General features: G+C 61.2%; 19 protein-coding genes. 10 read left to right on the forward strand and 9 right to left on the reverse strand.

Features of this window, described 5'->3' with window-relative positions:
• Positions 1 to 23 precede the first annotated feature (23 nt).
• The 3 genes from AB4N92_RS03335 to aroC all read right to left on the reverse strand — a co-directional run bounded on the left by AB4N92_RS03335 (position 24) and on the right by aroC (position 2,879).
• Entirely contained in the window at positions 24 to 554 is a 531-nt protein-coding gene (locus AB4N92_RS03335) for an acireductone dioxygenase (protein ID WP_045791804.1), read from the reverse strand.
• Positions 551 to 1,714 carry an MFS transporter gene (locus AB4N92_RS03340; RefSeq protein ID WP_010208867.1) on the reverse strand — a complete coding sequence of 388 codons (1,164 nt, stop codon included), beginning with the start codon at positions 1,712 to 1,714 and terminating at the stop codon, positions 551 to 553. Before AB4N92_RS03340 ends, AB4N92_RS03335 begins: the two co-directional genes overlap by 4 nt.
• Positions 1,715 to 1,787: 73 nt before the next feature.
• Positions 1,788 to 2,879, reverse strand: a complete 1,092-nt coding sequence (aroC, locus tag AB4N92_RS03345; RefSeq protein ID WP_010208866.1) for a chorismate synthase — start codon at positions 2,877 to 2,879, stop codon at positions 1,788 to 1,790.
• A 143-nt stretch (positions 2,880 to 3,022) separates the two neighbouring features.
• Between aroC and AB4N92_RS03350 the strand changes: the two genes are divergently transcribed.
• Positions 3,023 to 3,985 (forward strand): alpha/beta hydrolase, encoded by a 963-nt coding sequence (locus AB4N92_RS03350; protein ID WP_069672408.1) that lies wholly within the window; start codon positions 3,023 to 3,025, stop codon positions 3,983 to 3,985.
• A 99-nt stretch (positions 3,986 to 4,084) separates the two neighbouring features.
• The gene (locus tag AB4N92_RS03355; protein WP_010208862.1) at positions 4,085 to 4,891 is read left to right on the forward strand and encodes a hypothetical protein; all 807 of its coding nucleotides are present in this window, start codon (positions 4,085 to 4,087) and stop codon (positions 4,889 to 4,891) included.
• A 127-nt stretch (positions 4,892 to 5,018) separates the two neighbouring features.
• On the opposite strand, the gene prmB is transcribed toward AB4N92_RS03355, so the two are convergent.
• The gene (prmB, locus tag AB4N92_RS03360) at positions 5,019 to 5,930 is read right to left on the reverse strand and encodes a 50S ribosomal protein L3 N(5)-glutamine methyltransferase (protein WP_042571844.1); all 912 of its coding nucleotides are present in this window, start codon (positions 5,928 to 5,930) and stop codon (positions 5,019 to 5,021) included.
• Positions 5,931 to 6,169: 239 nt separating this feature from the next.
• On the opposite strand from prmB, the gene AB4N92_RS03365 reads away from it, so the two are divergent.
• The 5 genes from AB4N92_RS03365 to AB4N92_RS03385 all read left to right on the forward strand — a co-directional run bounded on the left by AB4N92_RS03365 (position 6,170) and on the right by AB4N92_RS03385 (position 8,953).
• A complete protein-coding gene (locus AB4N92_RS03365) occupies positions 6,170 to 6,760 on the forward strand; it encodes a cysteine hydrolase family protein (protein WP_010208860.1) in 591 nt (196 codons plus the stop codon).
• Positions 6,761 to 6,902: 142 nt separating this feature from the next.
• The gene (locus AB4N92_RS03370; RefSeq protein WP_236267117.1) at positions 6,903 to 7,223 is read left to right on the forward strand and encodes a hypothetical protein; all 321 of its coding nucleotides are present in this window, start codon (positions 6,903 to 6,905) and stop codon (positions 7,221 to 7,223) included.
• Positions 7,224 to 7,298: 75 nt separating this feature from the next.
• On the forward strand, positions 7,299 to 7,856 hold the full coding sequence (locus AB4N92_RS03375; RefSeq protein WP_010208858.1) for a Smr/MutS family protein: 558 nt from the start codon (positions 7,299 to 7,301) through the stop codon (positions 7,854 to 7,856).
• Positions 7,857 to 7,934: 78 nt separating this feature from the next.
• The gene (folE, locus tag AB4N92_RS03380; RefSeq protein WP_003236739.1) at positions 7,935 to 8,480 is read left to right on the forward strand and encodes a GTP cyclohydrolase I FolE; all 546 of its coding nucleotides are present in this window, start codon (positions 7,935 to 7,937) and stop codon (positions 8,478 to 8,480) included.
• Between the two features lie 101 nt (positions 8,481 to 8,581).
• The gene (locus tag AB4N92_RS03385) at positions 8,582 to 8,953 is read left to right on the forward strand and encodes a glutathione S-transferase N-terminal domain-containing protein (protein ID WP_010208853.1); all 372 of its coding nucleotides are present in this window, start codon (positions 8,582 to 8,584) and stop codon (positions 8,951 to 8,953) included.
• Between the two features lie 22 nt (positions 8,954 to 8,975).
• On the opposite strand, the gene AB4N92_RS03390 is transcribed toward AB4N92_RS03385, so the two are convergent.
• From AB4N92_RS03390 to AB4N92_RS03400, 3 genes are read right to left on the reverse strand one after another with little or no spacing between them, the layout of a single operon-like run.
• The gene (locus tag AB4N92_RS03390) at positions 8,976 to 9,296 is read right to left on the reverse strand and encodes an AtuA-related protein (RefSeq protein WP_010208852.1); all 321 of its coding nucleotides are present in this window, start codon (positions 9,294 to 9,296) and stop codon (positions 8,976 to 8,978) included.
• Positions 9,293 to 10,618, reverse strand: a complete 1,326-nt coding sequence (locus AB4N92_RS03395) for an acyclic terpene utilization AtuA family protein (RefSeq protein ID WP_154846756.1) — start codon at positions 10,616 to 10,618, stop codon at positions 9,293 to 9,295. The genes AB4N92_RS03390 and AB4N92_RS03395 overlap by 4 nt, the downstream gene beginning before the upstream one ends.
• A gap of 1 nt (position 10,619) precedes the next feature.
• Positions 10,620 to 11,912, reverse strand: coding sequence for a CitMHS family transporter (locus AB4N92_RS03400; RefSeq protein ID WP_016976366.1), 1,293 nt, complete (start codon positions 11,910 to 11,912; stop codon positions 10,620 to 10,622).
• Positions 11,913 to 12,023: 111 nt separating this feature from the next.
• Between AB4N92_RS03400 and AB4N92_RS03405 the strand changes: the two genes are divergently transcribed.
• Positions 12,024 to 12,920, forward strand: coding sequence for a LysR family transcriptional regulator (locus tag AB4N92_RS03405; RefSeq protein WP_010208849.1), 897 nt, complete (start codon positions 12,024 to 12,026; stop codon positions 12,918 to 12,920).
• 104 nt (positions 12,921 to 13,024) lie between these two features.
• On the opposite strand, the gene AB4N92_RS03410 is transcribed toward AB4N92_RS03405, so the two are convergent.
• Positions 13,025 to 13,627: a glutathione S-transferase family protein gene (locus AB4N92_RS03410; protein WP_021490803.1), complete on the reverse strand. Its 603-nt coding sequence runs from the start codon at positions 13,625 to 13,627 to the stop codon at positions 13,025 to 13,027.
• A 10-nt stretch (positions 13,628 to 13,637) separates the two neighbouring features.
• Positions 13,638 to 14,804, reverse strand: a complete 1,167-nt coding sequence (locus AB4N92_RS03415; RefSeq protein WP_021490804.1) for an aminotransferase-like domain-containing protein — start codon at positions 14,802 to 14,804, stop codon at positions 13,638 to 13,640.
• Positions 14,805 to 14,885: 81 nt separating this feature from the next.
• On the opposite strand from AB4N92_RS03415, the gene AB4N92_RS03420 reads away from it, so the two are divergent.
• Together AB4N92_RS03420 and AB4N92_RS03425 are read left to right on the forward strand one after the other, a co-directional pair.
• Positions 14,886 to 15,317 (forward strand): MarR family winged helix-turn-helix transcriptional regulator, encoded by a 432-nt coding sequence (locus tag AB4N92_RS03420; protein ID WP_010208844.1) that lies wholly within the window; start codon positions 14,886 to 14,888, stop codon positions 15,315 to 15,317.
• A 175-nt stretch (positions 15,318 to 15,492) separates the two neighbouring features.
• Positions 15,493 to 16,839 (forward strand): NCS2 family permease, encoded by a 1,347-nt coding sequence (locus AB4N92_RS03425; RefSeq protein WP_021490805.1) that lies wholly within the window; start codon positions 15,493 to 15,495, stop codon positions 16,837 to 16,839.
• Positions 16,840 to 16,841 lie beyond the last annotated feature (2 nt).

The raw sequence follows: 16,841 nt of genomic DNA on the forward strand, positions 1-16,841 counted from the left end.
TTGAAGTTTCTGATGGCTCGCGATTAATCATCCAATCCGGGAAAACGCCGGGCAATATCGTCACCCGTGAACTCCGGAATCCCGCCCTCCGCTGTATTGAATAAACGCAACGCCACAAAGTGCGGGTGCTCGCCCGCGTCAAACCAGTGCGCCATACCGGCCGGGATTACCAGCAGGTCGTTTTTCTCACAGCGTACGGCGTATACGTAGTCGCCAATGTGCAGCGCGAACAGGCCCTGGCCGGCGAGGAAAAACCGCGCGTCGTCTTCGCTGTAGCGGCGCTCGTGGAGAAACTGCCCACGTAATTCGGCGTTCTGCGCCTGATCACCGGCGTCCCTCAGCACCTCGACAGCACGGTAGCCGAGGGTATCGATCTGCGCCTGACAGGCGGCGATCAGCTCGGCATCGCTGGCGCCCTTCTCGACCGGCCCGGGCTGCCAGCGCTCGAAACGCACGCCATGCTCGGCCAAGGTGGCGACGATGTCATCGAAATGGGTCAGGACCTTGTTCGGCGTATCCGATGTAGCGACGGAGTAGACAGCGACATAACTCATTGAAGGGTTCCTTGGTTCTGCTCTTGCAATCGAAAACCGATAATAACGGCGGCCGCCAGGGCGGCGACGCTGGCGATGCTGAAGGTCAGGGTCGGCCCCAACAGGTTCCAGCTATAGCCGGAATACAGGGCGCCCAATGCGCCACCGGTGCCGGCCAACGCTGCATACAGCGCCTGGCCCTGACCTTGTTGCCTGTCGCCAAAACTACGCTGCACGAAGGCAATCGCCGCCGCATGAAAGCTGCCGAAGGTCGCGGCGTGCATCACCTGCGCCAGCAACAGCACCCAGAAAAACTCGGCAAACGAGCCCAGCAGCAGCCAGCGTAGCGCCGCCAACAGGAAACTCGCCAGCAGCACCCGGCGTACCGAAAAGCGCGAGAGGATGCGGCTCATGGCAAGGAACATCAGCACTTCCGCCACCACGCCCAACGCCCACAGCATGCCGATCACACCACGGCTGTAGCCCAGATGTTCGAGGTGCAGGGTGAGAAAGGTGTAATACGGGCCATGACTCATTTGCATCAGCGCCACGCAGGCATAAAACGCCAGAACGCCGGGGCTCCGCAATTGTTTGAGAAAGCCCTCGCCCGCCAGACGATTGCCGTGACTGGCAGGTTGCGCATTCGGCACCCACACGCTGGCGCCGATGATGCCGGCCATGATCACCACGACTACCACTGGGTAGATGTCCAAGCTCAGCCAGTCGAACAGGCGGCCCATGATCACCACGGTGAGAATGAAGCCGATGGAGCCCCACAGGCGGATCTGGCTATAGCGCGAGGTCTGTTTTTGCAGGTGCGCGAGGGTGATCACTTCGAACTGCGGCAGCACCGCGTGCCAGAAGAACGCGTGCAGGGCCATGACCAGGGCGAGCCAGGCATACGTGTGGCTGATGAAGATCAGCGAAAAACTCGCCAAGGTGCACACCGCGCCGAAGCGCACGATGGCCAGGCGCCGGCCGGTGTAGTCGCCCAGCCAGCCCCACAGGTTGGGCGCCACGCAGCGCATCAGCATGGGGATGGCCACCAGTTCGCCGATGCGCGCGCTGGAGAAGCCCAGGTGGTCGAAGTACAGCGCCAGGAATGGCGCCGTCGCCCCCAGAAGGGCGAAGTAGAACAGATAGAAGCTGGAGAGGCGCCAGTATGGGAGGGCCGGAGTCATAACTGCGGCTGCTTCGCCGCCCAGCGCGAGCCAGCTCGCTCACCACAGCACGCTGGCTCTTTCCAGCAGGTCGTCACAGCTGGCCCAGCACCGGCGTACTCACACGAACATCGGCATTCTGCCCACGGTTGCGCAGCAGGTGGTCCATCAACACGATGGCCATCATTGCTTCAGCGATCGGCGTAGCACGGATGCCGACGCAAGGATCGTGGCGCCCCTTGGTGATCACGTCCACCGGGTTGCCGTGCACATCGATCGAACGGCCCGGCGTGGTGATGCTCGACGTCGCCTTGAGCGCCAGGTGCGCCACAATCGGCTGGCCGGAGGAAATACCACCGAGGATGCCGCCCGCGTTGTTGCTGAGGAAACCTTCCGGGGTCAGCTCGTCGCGGTGTTCGGTGCCGCGCTGGGAGACACAGGCAAAGCCGGCGCCAATTTCCACGCCTTTCACCGCGTTGATGCTCATCAGCGCATGGGCCAGTTCAGCGTCGAGGCGGTCGAAGATCGGTTCGCCCAGACCGGGTTTCACGCCTTCGGCGACCACGGTGATCTTGGCACCGACGGAGTCCTGGTCGCGGCGCAACTGGTCCATATAGGCTTCCAATTCAGGCACCTTGTCCGGGTCGGGGCTGAAGAAAGCGTTGTCGTCCACGCTGTCCCAGGTCTTGAACGGGATTTCAATCGGGCCCAGTTGGCTCATGTAGCCGCGGATCACGATGCCCTGGGTGGCCAGGTATTTCTTGGCAATGGCACCTGCCGCCACGCGCATCGCGGTTTCGCGGGCCGAGCTGCGGCCGCCGCCACGGTAATCGCGTTCGCCGTATTTGTGGTGGTAGGTGTAGTCGGCGTGGGCCGGACGGAACAGGTCCTTGATCGCCGAGTAGTCCTTGGACTTCTGGTCGGTGTTGCGGATCAACAGGCCGATGGCACAGCCAGTGGTGCGGCCTTCGAATACGCCGGAGAGGATTTCGACTTCGTCGGGCTCCTGGCGCTGGGTGGTGTGGCGGCTGGTGCCGGGCTTGCGGCGGTCGAGGTCACGCTGCAGGTCTTCAAGGGACAGCTCGAGGCCGGGCGGGCAGCCGTCGACAATGGCGACCAACGCCGGGCCATGGCTTTCGCCCGCGGTGGTGACAGTGAACAGCTTGCCGAAGGTATTGCCGGACATGCAGGGCGCTCCGTGAAATCAGTTGAATCAAGTCAACCGTAATAACTTAAGGCGGCCAGTATACGCAGGCTAACCGAGTAGTTCATCCTCGAAACCTTAGCGGTAGACCTTGGTCCAACCGGCACCTTCCTCATGATGGCGCGATGATGCTGCGAGTACTGCTTTTGACCCTCACCCTGTTTTCCAGCCTTGGCTTCGCCGCCTCCCCTGTGGTGCTGCAACGGCCTATCAGCCTGGACACGGGCAGCGGCGAGCTGTTTGGTTCGCTTTTGCTGCCTAAATCCGAAGAACCCGTACCGGTGGTGCTGATCATCGCCGGCTCCGGCCCCACCGACCGCAACGGCAACAGCGCCGACGGCGCACGCAACGATAGCCTCAAGCGCCTGGCCTGGGTGCTGGCGCGACATAACATCGCCAGCGTGCGCTACGACAAGCGCGGGGTCGCGGCCAGCCTGGCGGCCACCCCCGATGAACGCAACCTGACCCTGGACGCTTACGTCGCAGACGCCGTGGCCTGGGGCAAACTGCTCAAGGCTGACAAACGCCTGGGCCCGCTGATTGTGCTGGGTCATAGCGAAGGTGCGCTGGTGGCCGCCCTCGCCGCGCCGCAACTGGACCCGGCGGGCGTGGTCTCGCTGTCCGGTAGCGCGCGCCCGGTTGATCAAGTCATCCGCCAACAGTTGGCCGATCACCTGCCCCCTGCCCTGCTGCTGCGCAGCAACCAAATTCTTGATCACCTCAAGGCCGGCCAAGTGGATGCGGATGTGCCTGGCCCGCTGGAAGGCATTTTCCGACCCAGTGTGCAGCCGTATCTGATCAGCCTGTTCCGTGCCGATCCGTCGGCGGCCTTTGCAAAGTTGAACATGCCGGCACTGATCATCCAGGGCACCCACGATATTCAGGTCGGCGTGGGCGACGCTCAGCAACTGAAAAAGGCCAAGCCCGACGCGCAGCTTGCAGTGATCGAAGGCATGAACCACGTGATGCGTATCGTGCCCAACGACGTGAAGCAGCAATTGGCCTCCTACAACGACCCGCAACGGCCCCTCGCCGCCGAGCTAGGCAACCGCCTGGTGCGCTTTATCGACGGACTTCAACCCCGTTAAGCGACAATTTGCCTCCAGTCCTGGGGAAAACGGCCGATAAGCCCAGAGTCGACAGTAAAAAGACTGTCGGCTAGCTGGGCTTGGACAGGATCGCGCCGCATGACAACCACTGAAGCAACACCGGAATCCACCGCCGACACCCCGGCTGAACAAACCGAGGCCGTCAACGTGGCGCCCCTGCCGTGGGCGGACGTGCAGGCTGAGCATTTCAAGATGCTGCGCCTGGCGCCCCTGGCCACCGACCGCGCCACGGGCGTGCGGCCGTTGCGGTTCGTGCAGTTCGGCTATGCCGAGCGCCATGACAAACACCGTAGCCTGCTGCGCATGGTCATTCAGTTGCCTGGCCAACGCGTGCGCCGTGAACAGAATCAGCTGGATATCTGGGTCGACCACGATACGCATCGCGTGCACTTTGGCCCCGGTAACAGCCTGGAAATCGAGCCGGCCAACCGTGGCTTGGGCCGCTTCCTCGTCGCCCAAGGCGCAGCGTGGGCGAAAAAGAAGTGGTCGCACTATCGCGTCGACGGCGTCGACCTGGCCAACAAAGATGCGCTGAACGAAGCCACCCGCCTGCGCCGCGATCACTTCCTGCGCATCCAGGGCTTTGATGTGGCCTACGCCGATGTGCAGCACCTGAAAGGTAACGTTCAGCCGGGCAAGGTCAGCAACGTGCTGGACAGTTGGAACACGGAAAAAGTGCAGTTCGTGGAGATTCTGGAAGCGGCGCAGATGCTGCAACAAGCCGAGCAGAACCTGGCGGAACAGGAAGTGAAGCTGCGCAAGGAAGAGGAAAAGGTGATCAAGTTCAAGCGCGAGGACAGCGGGTTGCGCTTTACCATCACTTGCCTGGTGGCGTTTACGGTGTTTCAGGCCGGGTTGTTGATCTGGATTGCGACGCACCGTTAGTGGGCGCAAACGCAATCAAATGTGGGAGCTGGCTTGCCTGCGATAGCAGTAGGTCAGCTCCCACATCTGCTACTGATACACCGCTATCGCAGGCAAGCCAGCGCCCACACTGACCGCGTTCCTACCGTTAAACCTTGGCGGCAAATACTGCCTGATGCTGGCGGCACTGCTCCGCCGTCAACATAAACACCCCATGCCCACCGCGCTGGAAATCAAGCCAGGCAAAATCCACTTCCGGGTACAGCGCCTCGACGTGCACCTGGCTGTTGCCCACTTCAACAATCAGCAGGCCCTTCTCGGTCAGGTGGTCCGCCGCTTCGGCCAGCATGCGCCGCACCAGGTTCAGGCCATCGTCGCCACACGCCAGGCCCAGTTCCGGTTCGTGCTGGTATTCGTCGGGCATGTCGGCGAAGTCTTCGGCATCCACATACGGCGGGTTGGACACGATCAAGTCAAAGCGCTGGCCCGGCAGGCCGTCAAAACCGTCACCCTGCACGGTGTAGACACGCTCGTCGACACCATGGCGCTCGATGTTCTGGTTGGCCACTTCCAAGGCTTCGAAGGACAAATCCCCCAGCACCACTTCGGCGTCCTGGAACTCATAAGCGCAGGCAATGCCGATGCAACCGGAGCCGGTGCACAGGTCGAGGATGCGTGCCGGTGGCTGGGCCAACCAGGGTTCGAAGCGGTTTTCGATCAGTTCGCCAATCGGTGAGCGCGGGATCAGCACGCGCTCATCGACGATAAACGACATGCCGCAGAACCAGGCCTCCCCAATCAGATAAGGCGTCGGCACGCGTTCGTGGATGCGGCGGTGCAGCAAGCGTTGCAGGTGGGCAATTTCCTCTTCTTCCAGGTTGCAGTCGAGGTAGCTGTCGGCGATTTCCCACGGCAAGTGCAACGCGCCGAGCACCAGTTGCCGGGCATCGTCCCAGGCATTGTCGGTGCCATGGCCAAAATACAGGTCTTCCCCATGGAAACGGCTGACAGCCCAACGGATATGGTCGCGCAAGGTGCGCAGGCGGGAAGAAGTGGTCACGGGGGCAAGCTCCTGGAAAAAACGACTGGCGATTCTAACAGCCTTCACCTGTACCGACGATGTACGGAAACCCGTCGCCATCCGTCGGATTTCATCCAAATTGCCATCATTGTGGTAAACAGGCCCACCTCTTGACATGGCTGCACGCCAACAACGGCGTACCTTACGATGGTAGCGATTCACAGAACCGCTCAGCCAGTGGACAATGTCGCAAAAGCCCCCCTCACAGGAGCCCCAGAATGTCCGTTCCAAAGACGATGTTTCAACTCAGCGGTCGTGGTTACGCAGCGGCGAACCTCAGCCATGCGACCCTCGTGATCATCGACGCCCAGAAGGAATACCTCAGCGGCCCCCTCGCCCTCTCGGGCATGGACGCGGCTGTCGGCAACATCAAGCAACTTGTGTCAGCCGCACGCAACGCCGGGCGGCCGATCGTGCATGTCCGTCACCTAGGCACCGTTGGCGGCCTGTTCGACCCGCAGGGTGAGCGCGGCGAATTCATTCCCGGCCTTGAGCCTGAAGGCGACGAAACCATCATCGGTAAGCTGCTGCCCAGCGCCTTTCACGGCACAGGCCTGGAAAAACACTTGCAGGACCTCGGTTCCCTGGACTTGATCGTTTGCGGCTTCATGAGCCACTCCAGCGTCAGCACCACGGTGCGCGCGGCCAAGAACCTGGGCTTTCGCTGCACCCTGGTGGAAGACGCCTGCGCGACCCGCGACCTGCCTTACAAAGGCGGCATCCTCAGCGCCGAACACGTGCAGCAGACTGAAATGGCCATCATGGCCGACAACTTCGCCACCCTGGCGTTGACCAAAGATCTGATCTGATCGACCTTCTGATGAGCGGCGCGGCAATGTTTATTGCCCCGCTCATCCGCAAAGCCCTTTCATTTGGCGCATTTACCCCTCCCCCCGGAACAACCTGTGTATTGTCCGGTCGAAGGGCCGATACCCTGGAGGAAAGGTCGGAATGAAGATATCCGATGGTTTTGATGCTCGTCGCTTGCGCCCCAAGGGCCCGAGCAACTGGCGTCTGCGCCTGGTGGCCGGCATTGCCGCGCTGCTGGCGATAGTTGGTTTGCTGTTGGCCGGCGCTGGTGGCGCGGGTCTGTTTGGTCACTCGCCCGCGCTCGGCGAGCTGAATGCCAGCCCAGGTGGCTCGGCGATTCTGTTGGCGATCGGGCTGTTGGTGCTGTGGTTGGGCGTATGGTTATGGCGACGCAGCCAGCGGAAAATGCGTCAGCCGTTGTCGCTGAATATCGCTTCACACCTGATGAAAAAGCACGACTGATGGCGCTTGGATAGCGTTTCCTGCGCCCTGGCCGCCGCGATTTAGGTAAACTGCCCGCCCTTCGCGGAGGCCAACATGCAAGACGACGATTTTTCCCTGTTCAAAAACGAGCTGCGCGGCGTCAAGCCGATCAAGCACGACCGCGCCGACACCGGCAAACCCAAGGCCGACCGGGCGCAGATCGCCAAACTGCGCCAGGCCGCGACTGTGCGCACCGAGGCCACCACCGTGGATGGCCTGTCGGACCAGTTCGTCATCGATGTCGGCCCCGAAGATGAGCTGATGTGGGCCCGTGATGGCGTGCAGGAAAGCCAGATGCGCAAGCTCAAGGCCGCCCAGATCCCGTTCGAAGGCAGCCTTGACCTGCATGGCATGAGCGTGGAGAAAGCCCGGGAAACCCTGTGGGCCTTCCTCGCCGAAGCCACCCGATTCGAAATCCGCTGTGTACGCGTCACCCACGGCAAGGCCGTGCGGCTGGACGGCAAGCGGCCGATGATCAAAAGCCACGTCAACACCTGGCTGCGCCAGCATGCCCAGGTGCTCGGCTTTACCTCATGCCAAGCCCGCCACGGCGGCGCGGGGGCAGTGTATGTCATGCTCAGACGCACCATGATGGAAGGGCGCGACGAGTAACAAGTGCCATCGTCAGGCTTGCAGCGATGTGCCCGTCACCGTAACCTTGCGCTTTGCGAAAATCCCACAGGTAGTTTCATGTCCCTGGAACAGAATTACACGGCGATCCTCGGCCAACTCGGCGAGGACGTTTCCCGCGAGGGCCTGCTCGACACGCCAAAGCGTGCCGCCAAGGCGATGCAGTACCTCTGCCGCGGTTATGAGCAGACACTGGAAGAAGTCACCAACGGTGCCTTGTTCAGCTCTGACAACAGCGAAATGGTGCTGGTCAAGGACATCGAGTTGTACTCGCTGTGCGAACACCACCTGCTGCCGTTCATCGGCAAGGCGCACGTAGCCTATATCCCAAGCGGCAAGGTGCTGGGCCTGTCAAAGGTTGCGCGGATTGTCGACATGTATGCCCGCCGCCTGCAGATCCAGGAAAACCTTAGCCGCCAGATCGCCGATGCCGTGTTGCAAGTGACCGGTGCCCTGGGCGTGGCCGTAGTGATCGAAGCCAAGCACATGTGCATGATGATGCGCGGTGTGGAGAAACAGAATTCGTCGATGATCACGTCGGTGATGCTGGGTGAATTCCGCGAAAACGCGGCCACCCGCAGCGAATTCCTCAGCCTGATCAAGTAACAGGCTGAGTACGAAAAAGCCGGCGTTCATCGCCGGTTTTTTTTCGCCCGCAAAATTGAGGTAAGCTGCGGCCCCTTCTTCATGGGCAAGAGGTTTCAGCCATGTTCGTCAAAGCACTTCGAGTGGGCCTCGGCCACGTCATCATCGCGGGCGACTTTCTTACCCGCCCTCGCAAAAAACAGCGTTCCGCCGAGCAACAGGCACAGGTGAACGCAGCGGCCAAGGAACTGACCCTGTATCAGTTCCACGCCTGCCCGTTCTGTGTGAAGACCCGCCGCACCTTGCACCGCCTGAATGTGCCCGTCGCGCTGAAAGATGCGAAGAACAACGAACAGGCCCGCCAGACCCTGCTGGAGCAAGGTGGCAAGATCAAGGTGCCGTGCCTGCGTATCGAAGAGAATGGCCAGACCACCTGGATGTATGACTCCAAGGTGATCATTGATTATCTGGACAAGCGCTTCGCTGCGGTCTGACAGGCTTACGCCGCTTCCACATTTAGTTCAGTCTTGCCAAATCAAGATCGAGTAACGCCGAGCCCAGGCACTTGCCATGGGCATCCAGCGCCAGCGAACGGGTGACCCCACCGCGCAGGATGCCCGGCAGTACGAAGTTCAGGGCCTGCACGTTCGGCAATTCATAGCGCCGCACAGGCGCCGCCCCAGGCTCCCGCAACCCCGCGAAAAACTCGGCCACGCGCTCGGCCGTCAACTGTTCGCACAGCAGTGGGTAATCCTCGGCACGGTAGGCAATGATCGAGATATTCGACGTATCGCCCTTATCCCCAGTACGGGAATGGGCCAGCGTGTGCAATTTCATGCTTCGATCCTCGGATTGACCTTATCGCGCGGTAGCAACAACGACGCCACCGCCACCACCTGACGTACGCTTTTGCTCGCGCCGCCGCCGCCCGACGGGCCGTTGGTGTAAAGGGTTTCCACTTCATTGCCCACCCGCACCGCCTCGCCGCGATCGTCACAGCGCGCTGCCACGCGCAGGCGTACTTCCCAGGGCTCGACCGTGCTGCGTGGGCCGTGGAGCGAGTCCATGCCGATCAGTTCGGCACGCACGTCCTGCATCTTCACGCCCATTAACTCAAGCCGCTTGAGGACGACATCCCGCGCCAGCTGCGCCCGTGCGACAGCACCGGGACCGCCGTAGGACATCTGCCCCTCACCAATCCAACCGTCCAGATAGCCGACGCTGACCTTCAACTTTTCGGGGCGTGCACGGCCGTCCGCACCTTGGGCACGCACGCGATCAATACTTTCCTCAACAAAGCCCACTCGAGAGAAATCGGCCGTCACGTCAGGCGTGAGGTACGCCGCCGGGTCATGCACTTCATAGATAAGCTGCTCAGTGCAGGTTGCCCCGCTGACCCGCCCGCCGGATCCGGCCACCTTGGTAATCAAGGCTTCACCCTCTGCGTCAATCTCGGCCAGGGGGAAACCCAGGCGCGCCAGGTCCTCCACATCCTTGAAGCCAGGGTCTGCAAAATAGCCACCGCTGACTTGCCCGGCGCATTCAAGCAAATGCCCCACCAACGTGCCACGCCCCAGGCGCTGCCAATCGTCCGCGGCCCAACCGAATTCAAACATCTGCGGTGCCAGGAACAGCGAAGGGTCAGCCACGCGCCCGGTGATTACCACGTCCGCATCCGCGCGCAGCGCCTGCAGAATGCCGTCGACGCCCAAATAGGCATTCGCGGAAATCAGCCGCTCGCCAAGGGACTCGACGGTCTGGCCGTTATCCAGCAAACACTCGGGCCGCAACGCCTTCAACACATCATCGCCGACGACCGCAACCACCTTCAGATCAAGGCTCAGTTTCTTAGCTATTCGACGCACCTCACTGGCGGCCGACACCGGATTGGCCGCGCCCATATTAGTGATCACCCGCAAGCGACGGCGGCCGTCCTTTTCGCCAACAAAGGGCAGCACGCGGCGCATGCGTTCACTCAGCAGCGGATCGTAGCCACCGTCTGGATCGTTGATCCGCGCCTGTTGCGCCAAGGCAATCGTTCTTTCGGCCAGGCACTCGAACACCAGGTAATCCAGGTCGCCCTGTTCGGCCAGTTCCACGGCAGGTTCGATACGGTCGCCGGAATAGCCGGCGCCGGAACCGATGCGCAAGGTTTTCATCTCAAATAACTCCCAGGAGCAACGCCGTCAGGGTCATCAACACCGACGCGGCGAACAGAAACGGAATGGTGAAGCGCTGGTGATCGGCCAGTTCGATCTTGCACAGGCCCACCAACAGGAAGGTCGCGGGCGTCAGCGGGCTGACGGGGAAGCCGGTGGTGTGCACACCCAGCAACGAGGCCTGGGCCACTTGCAGGGGGTCGACGCCCAAGGCTTTGCCGACTTCGGCGATCACCGGCATCACGCCGAAATAGTAGGAATCTGGGTCGAACAACATGCTCAACGGCATGGAAATGAAACCCACCACCGCAGGAATCAACTTGCCGTGGCCGGCGGGAATCTGCGCCACCGCCACTTCGGCAATCGCCTTGAGCATGCCGGTGCCCTGCATGATGCCGGTGAACACCCCGGCGGCGAGCAGGATGCTGGCCATGGTCAGGGCGGTCTTGGCATGGGCATCGATGCGGGCGCGCTGGGCGTCGACGTTCGGGTAGTTGATGCACAGCGCCACCACGGTGCCGAGCATGAACATCACCACCGGGTCGACCCAGCCGGCAATCATCACCACCATCACCAGCACGGTCAGGATCAGGTTAACCCAGAACAGGCGCGGGCGACGCAGCTTGATATCGTCGTCACTGAGTACTCGCTGGGGCACTGCATCCACGGTGGAGCCGGCGCCGAGGCCCAGGCGTTTTTCTTCGCGACGGCCCAGCCACCAGGCACAGGCGAAAACGAAGATCAGGCCGACGATCTGCACCGGGATCAGCGGTTGGAACAGGTCTGCCACCGGCACGTGCAGGGCGGCCGACGAACGCAACACCGGACCGGTCCACGGCAAGAAGTTGACCCCGGCCGCCATCGCGCAGACACAGGCAAGGATGCGTTTATCGATGCCCAACCGTGTGTAGAGCGGCAGCATCGCCGGCACCGTCACCAGAAAAGTCACTGCGCCGGAGCCGTCCAGGTGCACCAGCAACGCCAGGGTCGCGGTACCGACGACAATGCGTGTAGGACGCGTCCCTACCGTGCGCAGGATGCGATCGATGATGGGGTCGAGCATGCCGGCATCGGTCATGATCCCGAAAAACAGGATCGCGAACACAAACATGCCCACGACCGGGGCGACGTTCTTGATACCGGTGATGATGAAAGCGCTGGTTTGCAGGCCGAACCCGCCGAGCAACGCGGCGATGATCGGCAGTGCGATCAGGGCCACCAGGGGCGAGAGGCGTTTGCTCATGACGGCAGCGAGCAGGCACAGGATGGTAATGACACCCAGGGTAGCGAGCATGGGTTACTCCAGAGCGGCCTTGGTGGCCGGTTATTGTTTTACCCGGAGTATTGGAAGCGGGTTAGTCTTTGTAAATTGGAATATTCACCAGCTAGTGTTCGGAAAAACAAAATGAAGAACAGTATCCAACACATTCAAGCGTTTCTGGCGGTGGCCCGCACGGGCAGTTTCACCAAGGCAGCCAATGAGCTGCATCTGTCGCCTTCTGCACTGACCGTGCAGGTGCAACAACTGGAGGATTGGCTCGGCGTCGCCCTGCTCGACCGCAGCCCGCGCCATGTCAGCATCACCGCCGCCGGCCAGGACGCGCGCGGCCCCATGGAAAAACTGCTGCTGGACCTGGACAACATCGTCACCGGCTCCCGCGACCTGGCCGCCCTGCGTCGAGGCGTGGTCACAATCGCCGCGCTGCCTTCGGTATGTGCCGGCGCTTTGCCGCCGGTTCTACGCTTGTTTCGCGAACGCTTTGCCGGGATCGAGGTGCGCCTGCATGATCTGGTGGCCCATCGCATTCACGCTCAGGTGCGTTCCGGCGAGGTGGATTTTGGTATCGGCGTGCGCGCACGGCTCAGTCATGGCCTGGAATTCGTGCCGGTGCTGAATGATCGCTTGTGCGCGTTTGTACCGCTGGATCATCCCCTCACCCGCTTTCCCCAACTGACCCTGGAGCAGTTGGCGGACCAGCCGATCATCCTCACCGGTCGCGACAGCAGTGTGCGCGAGCAGGTGGATGCGTTGTTTGACCAGACACGACTGACCCTGAACGCAGGCATGGAAGCCAACTACATGTCTACGGTGTTGGCGCTGGTGCGCCAGGGGCTGGGGATCAGTGTTCTGCCGGAATCGGCGGCGGACAGCCTGGAGGGATTGAAGCGCATCAACATCGAGCATCCCGGCGTGAACCGGGAAATCGGCTTGATCAGTCGGAGCGGGATGGGGCTGAGCCCCGCAGCGCAACGCTGCTTCGATCTGCTGCACGACGAACTCCCTGACACACCCTTGAGCTAAATGTGGGAGCGGGCTTGCTCGCGAATGCGGTGCGTCAGTCGAATCATCAGTGACTGACACACTGCATTCGCGAGCAAGCGCGCTCCCACATTTCGACCCCGTTATCAGTCCAGCATCGGCACATACTTCGGATGGCTGGCTACCCGCGCCATCCACGCCTGCACACCCGGATAGGCGTCCAGGTCAAAACCACCTTGATGGGCCACATGGGTGTAGGCATACAAGGCCACGTCGGCGATGGAGAACTGATCGCCCACCAGGTACGGCGTCAACTGCAACTGGCGCTCCATGACCTTCAGCGCTTTGTAACCGCCCTTGTGCAGCTTCTTGTATTCCTCCAGACGCTCCTGGGGAAGCCCCAGGTAAAACTGGATAAACCGCGCTACCGCAATGTACGGCTCATGGCTGTACTGCTCGAAGAACTGCCACTGCAGCACTTGGGTGCGCAGGCGCGGCTCGGACGGCAGAAACTCACTGCCATCGGCCAGGAAGTTGAGGATCGCGTTGGACTCCCACAGGCAAGTGCCGTCTTCCAGTTCCAGCACCGGGATCTTGCCGTTGGGGTTCTTCGCCAGGAATTCGGCGGTCTGGGTGTCACCCTTGAGGATGTCCACATCCACCCATTGATACGGGATGCCCAGCAGGCTGAGCATCAATTTGATCTTGTAGCAGTTGCCCGATTTGTAATCGCCATAAACCTTGTACATGGGGCTCCCCTTATGCCGCTTGCGCGTGCTGTGCTTGCCGGACCACGGCGGCCAGGCGCTTGAGACCTTCGTCGAGGCGGGCCGGGTCGATATGGCTGAAATTGAGCCGCAGCGAACCAGGGTGTTGGTCCGGTTCGGAAAAGAACGGTTCACCGGGCATGAACGCGACGTCCTGTTCCAACGCTGGCGCCAACAAGGTGCGGGTGTCGAGTGGTTGTTTCAAGGTCAGCCAGAAGAATAATCCACCTTGGGGCACTTGCCAGTCGGCCAGATCGGCAAAATGACGCTGTAGCGCAGCCTGGAACGCATCGCGGCGTTCGCGATAAAAACTGCGCAGTTCCACCAGGTGCTGCTGGTATTTTTCGCTGCCGATCCACTGCATCGCCTGCCATTGGCCGACACGATTGGTGTGCAGGTCGGCCGATTGCTTGAGTTTGAGCAGGTGCGCAAACAGGTCCGGGCTGGCGATCAGGTAGCCGACACGCAGGCCTGGCAACAGGGTCTTGGACACGGTGCCGGTGTAGATCCAACTGGCCTTTTTCAGGCGCCCGACGATGGGTTTGGCACTGCCGCCATCGAAGGTCAGTTCACGGTAGGGCTCGTCTTCGATGAGCGTGACACCGAATTCATCGAGCAATGCGGCGACAGCTTCGCGCTTGGCTTCGCTGTAACGCACCGCCGAAGGGTTCTGGAACGTCGGGATCAGGTAGATGAATGCCGGACGATGGCGTTCGAGGCTGGCGCGCAGCGCGCTCAGGTTTGGGCCGTCGGCCTCCAGTTGTACCGTGAGGCAATCGGCGCCGAACAATTGGAAGATCTGCAACGCGGCCAGGTAGGTCGGGCCTTCCAACAGAACCTGGGTGCCTTTATCGATGTACAGCTTGGCCGCCAGGTCCAGGGCTTGCTGGGAACCGCTGACCACCAGCACTTGGCTGGCCTGGCACGGCACGCCGAGTGCGCGGGCTTCGGCGGCGAGCAGTTCACGCAACTGCGGCTCGCCTTCGCTCATGCCGTATTGGCCGATGTTGAGGGGCATGTCATCCCAGTCCAGCGCGGGCAGCATGGCTTCGGCCGGGAGGCCACCGGCGAACGACATCACTTGCGGGCGCTGGGCTGCCGCGAGGATTTCACGGATCAAGGAGCTTTTGAGGCGCGTAACACGTTCAGAGAAGGCCATAAGGTCACCGGTAGCGAAGCCTGTGGGAAATACGTCAAACTGATTGACCGAAATTACGACAACTTAGACGGATACGTCAATATGCTTGACCTTAAAAACCCCACCGCCCAGCAAGAAGCCATGGAAGCGTTCTTCTTCGGCTACCAGGCGTTTACCGCCAAGGCCGACGAAATGCTTGAGCGCCGTGGTCTGAGCCGGGTGCATCAGCGCATTGTGTTTTTTATCGCGCGTTACCCAGCCTTGAGCGTGAAGGAACTGCTGGAATTGCTCGGCGTGAGCAAGCAGGCGCTGAACATTCCATTGCGCCAGTTGCAGGAAATGCACTTGGTGAACAGCGTTGCGTCCGAGACCGACAAGCGCAAACGCCTGCTGGAATTGACTGAGGAAGGCTCGCGTTTCGAGCACTCTCTGCGTCGTGAACAGGTGAAACTGTTGCAACGCGCGTTCAGTGAAGCGGGCGAAGAAGCGGTGACGGGATGGCTGGCCGTCAACCAGGCATTGAGCGCGAGCTAGCCCTTCACGCGGCTATTCGAAAACATTATTTGCTTTATTTGTATACAAAAGCATAATTCGCTTCGCGCGAGTTCCTGACCTATTGGTCAACAAAACCCGCCAGTACCTCAAAGCGCTGCGGCCCATCCGTGACCGGCGCTGGAAATAACAATAAAACTCTTGAGGAGTACTCGCTGTGGATAGCCGCAAATCCGAAGCCCCGACGCTCGACCTTGCCCCCTCACAGAACGGCTGGCTGGAACGCCTGTTCAAACTGCGCTTGCATGGCACCACAGTGAGGACCGAGCTGATCGCCGGCCTTACCACCTTCATCACCATGGCCTACATCATCTTCGTCAACCCCAATATCATGGCCGACGCCGGCATTGACCACGGCGCGGCGTTCGTTGCCACCTGCATTGCCGCCGCGCTGGGTTGCCTGCTGATGGGCCTGTACGCCAACTGGCCGGTGGGCCTGGCGCCGGGCATGGGTTTGAACGCGTTCTTCACCTACACCGTGGTCGGCACCATGGGCTACACCTGGGAAACCGCGCTGGGCGCGGTGTTTATCTCCGGCGTGTTGTTCATGGGCCTGACGCTCTCGCGGGTGCGTGAATGGCTGCTCAACAGCATTCCCGTCAGCCTGCGCCACGCCATGGGCGCCGGGGTGGGCTTGTTCCTCGGGGTGATCGGCCTGAAAACCGCCGGGATTATCGTCGAGAGCCCGGCCACGCTGATCAAGCTCGGTTCGCTGCATGAACCCGCGCCGCTGCTGGCGGCCGTGTGCTTTCTGCTCATCGCCATCCTCAGCTACCACCGCGTGTTCGGCGCGATCCTGATCAGCATCATTGCTGTGACCCTGGCCGGCTGGGGCCTGGGTTTGGTGCACTACAACGGTATGATCTCCACCCCACCGAGCCTGGCGCCGACGTGGATGGCGATGGACATTAAAGGTGTGTTCAATGTCAGCATGATTAGCGTTGTATTTGCATTTCTTTTTGTACACATGTTTGATACCGCAGGTACACTGATGGGCGTCGCGCAACGGGCCGGCTTGGTCAATGCCGATGGCAAGATCGATAACCTCTCCCGCGCACTGAAAGCCGACAGCGCTTCCAGTGTGTTCGGCGCCATGGTTGGCGTGCCGCCGGTGACCAGCTATGTGGAAAGTGCCGCGGGTGTGGCCGCCGGTGGCCGCACCGGGTTGACCGCCGTGACCGTCGGTATCCTGTTTGTGGCCGCGATGTTTTTCGCGCCGCTGGCCGGCATGATCCCAGCCTATGCCACGGCCGGCGCGCTGATTTATGTGGCGATGCTGATGATGGCGAGCATGGCGCATATCAACTGGGACGAAGCCACCGACAGCATTCCGGCGATCGTCACGGCGATTATGATGCCGCTGACGTTTTCGGTCGCCGACGGCATCGCCCTGGGCTTTATCACCTATGTGGCGCTGAAGGCGGGCACCGGCAAGTACCGCGACATTTCCGTAAGCCTGTGGGTGCTGTGCGCGATTTTCATCGCCAAGTTCGTATTTCTATAAAA

This window comes from Pseudomonas sp. S3_A09 (genome assembly GCF_054668065.1).

Coding starts and splice junctions, on each gene's coding strand:
- AB4N92_RS03335 (WP_045791804.1), bottom strand. CDS start 554: ATGAGTTATGTCGCTGTCTACTCCGTCGCTACATCGGATACGCCGAAC.
- AB4N92_RS03340 (WP_010208867.1), bottom strand. CDS start 1,714: ATGACTCCGGCCCTCCCATACTGGCGCCTCTCCAGCTTCTATCTGTTC.
- aroC (WP_010208866.1), bottom strand. CDS start 2,879: ATGTCCGGCAATACCTTCGGCAAGCTGTTCACTGTCACCACCGCGGGC.
- AB4N92_RS03350 (WP_069672408.1), top strand. CDS start 3,023: ATGATGCTGCGAGTACTGCTTTTGACCCTCACCCTGTTTTCCAGCCTT.
- AB4N92_RS03355 (WP_010208862.1), top strand. CDS start 4,085: ATGACAACCACTGAAGCAACACCGGAATCCACCGCCGACACCCCGGCT.
- AB4N92_RS03365 (WP_010208860.1), top strand. CDS start 6,170: ATGTCCGTTCCAAAGACGATGTTTCAACTCAGCGGTCGTGGTTACGCA.
- AB4N92_RS03370 (WP_236267117.1), top strand. CDS start 6,903: ATGAAGATATCCGATGGTTTTGATGCTCGTCGCTTGCGCCCCAAGGGC.
- AB4N92_RS03375 (WP_010208858.1), top strand. CDS start 7,299: ATGCAAGACGACGATTTTTCCCTGTTCAAAAACGAGCTGCGCGGCGTC.
- folE (WP_003236739.1), top strand. CDS start 7,935: ATGTCCCTGGAACAGAATTACACGGCGATCCTCGGCCAACTCGGCGAG.
- AB4N92_RS03385 (WP_010208853.1), top strand. CDS start 8,582: ATGTTCGTCAAAGCACTTCGAGTGGGCCTCGGCCACGTCATCATCGCG.
- AB4N92_RS03390 (WP_010208852.1), bottom strand. CDS start 9,296: ATGAAATTGCACACGCTGGCCCATTCCCGTACTGGGGATAAGGGCGAT.
- AB4N92_RS03395 (WP_154846756.1), bottom strand. CDS start 10,618: ATGAAAACCTTGCGCATCGGTTCCGGCGCCGGCTATTCCGGCGACCGT.
- AB4N92_RS03400 (WP_016976366.1), bottom strand. CDS start 11,912: ATGCTCGCTACCCTGGGTGTCATTACCATCCTGTGCCTGCTCGCTGCC.
- AB4N92_RS03405 (WP_010208849.1), top strand. CDS start 12,024: ATGAAGAACAGTATCCAACACATTCAAGCGTTTCTGGCGGTGGCCCGC.
- AB4N92_RS03410 (WP_021490803.1), bottom strand. CDS start 13,627: ATGTACAAGGTTTATGGCGATTACAAATCGGGCAACTGCTACAAGATC.
- AB4N92_RS03415 (WP_021490804.1), bottom strand. CDS start 14,804: ATGGCCTTCTCTGAACGTGTTACGCGCCTCAAAAGCTCCTTGATCCGT.
- AB4N92_RS03420 (WP_010208844.1), top strand. CDS start 14,886: ATGCTTGACCTTAAAAACCCCACCGCCCAGCAAGAAGCCATGGAAGCG.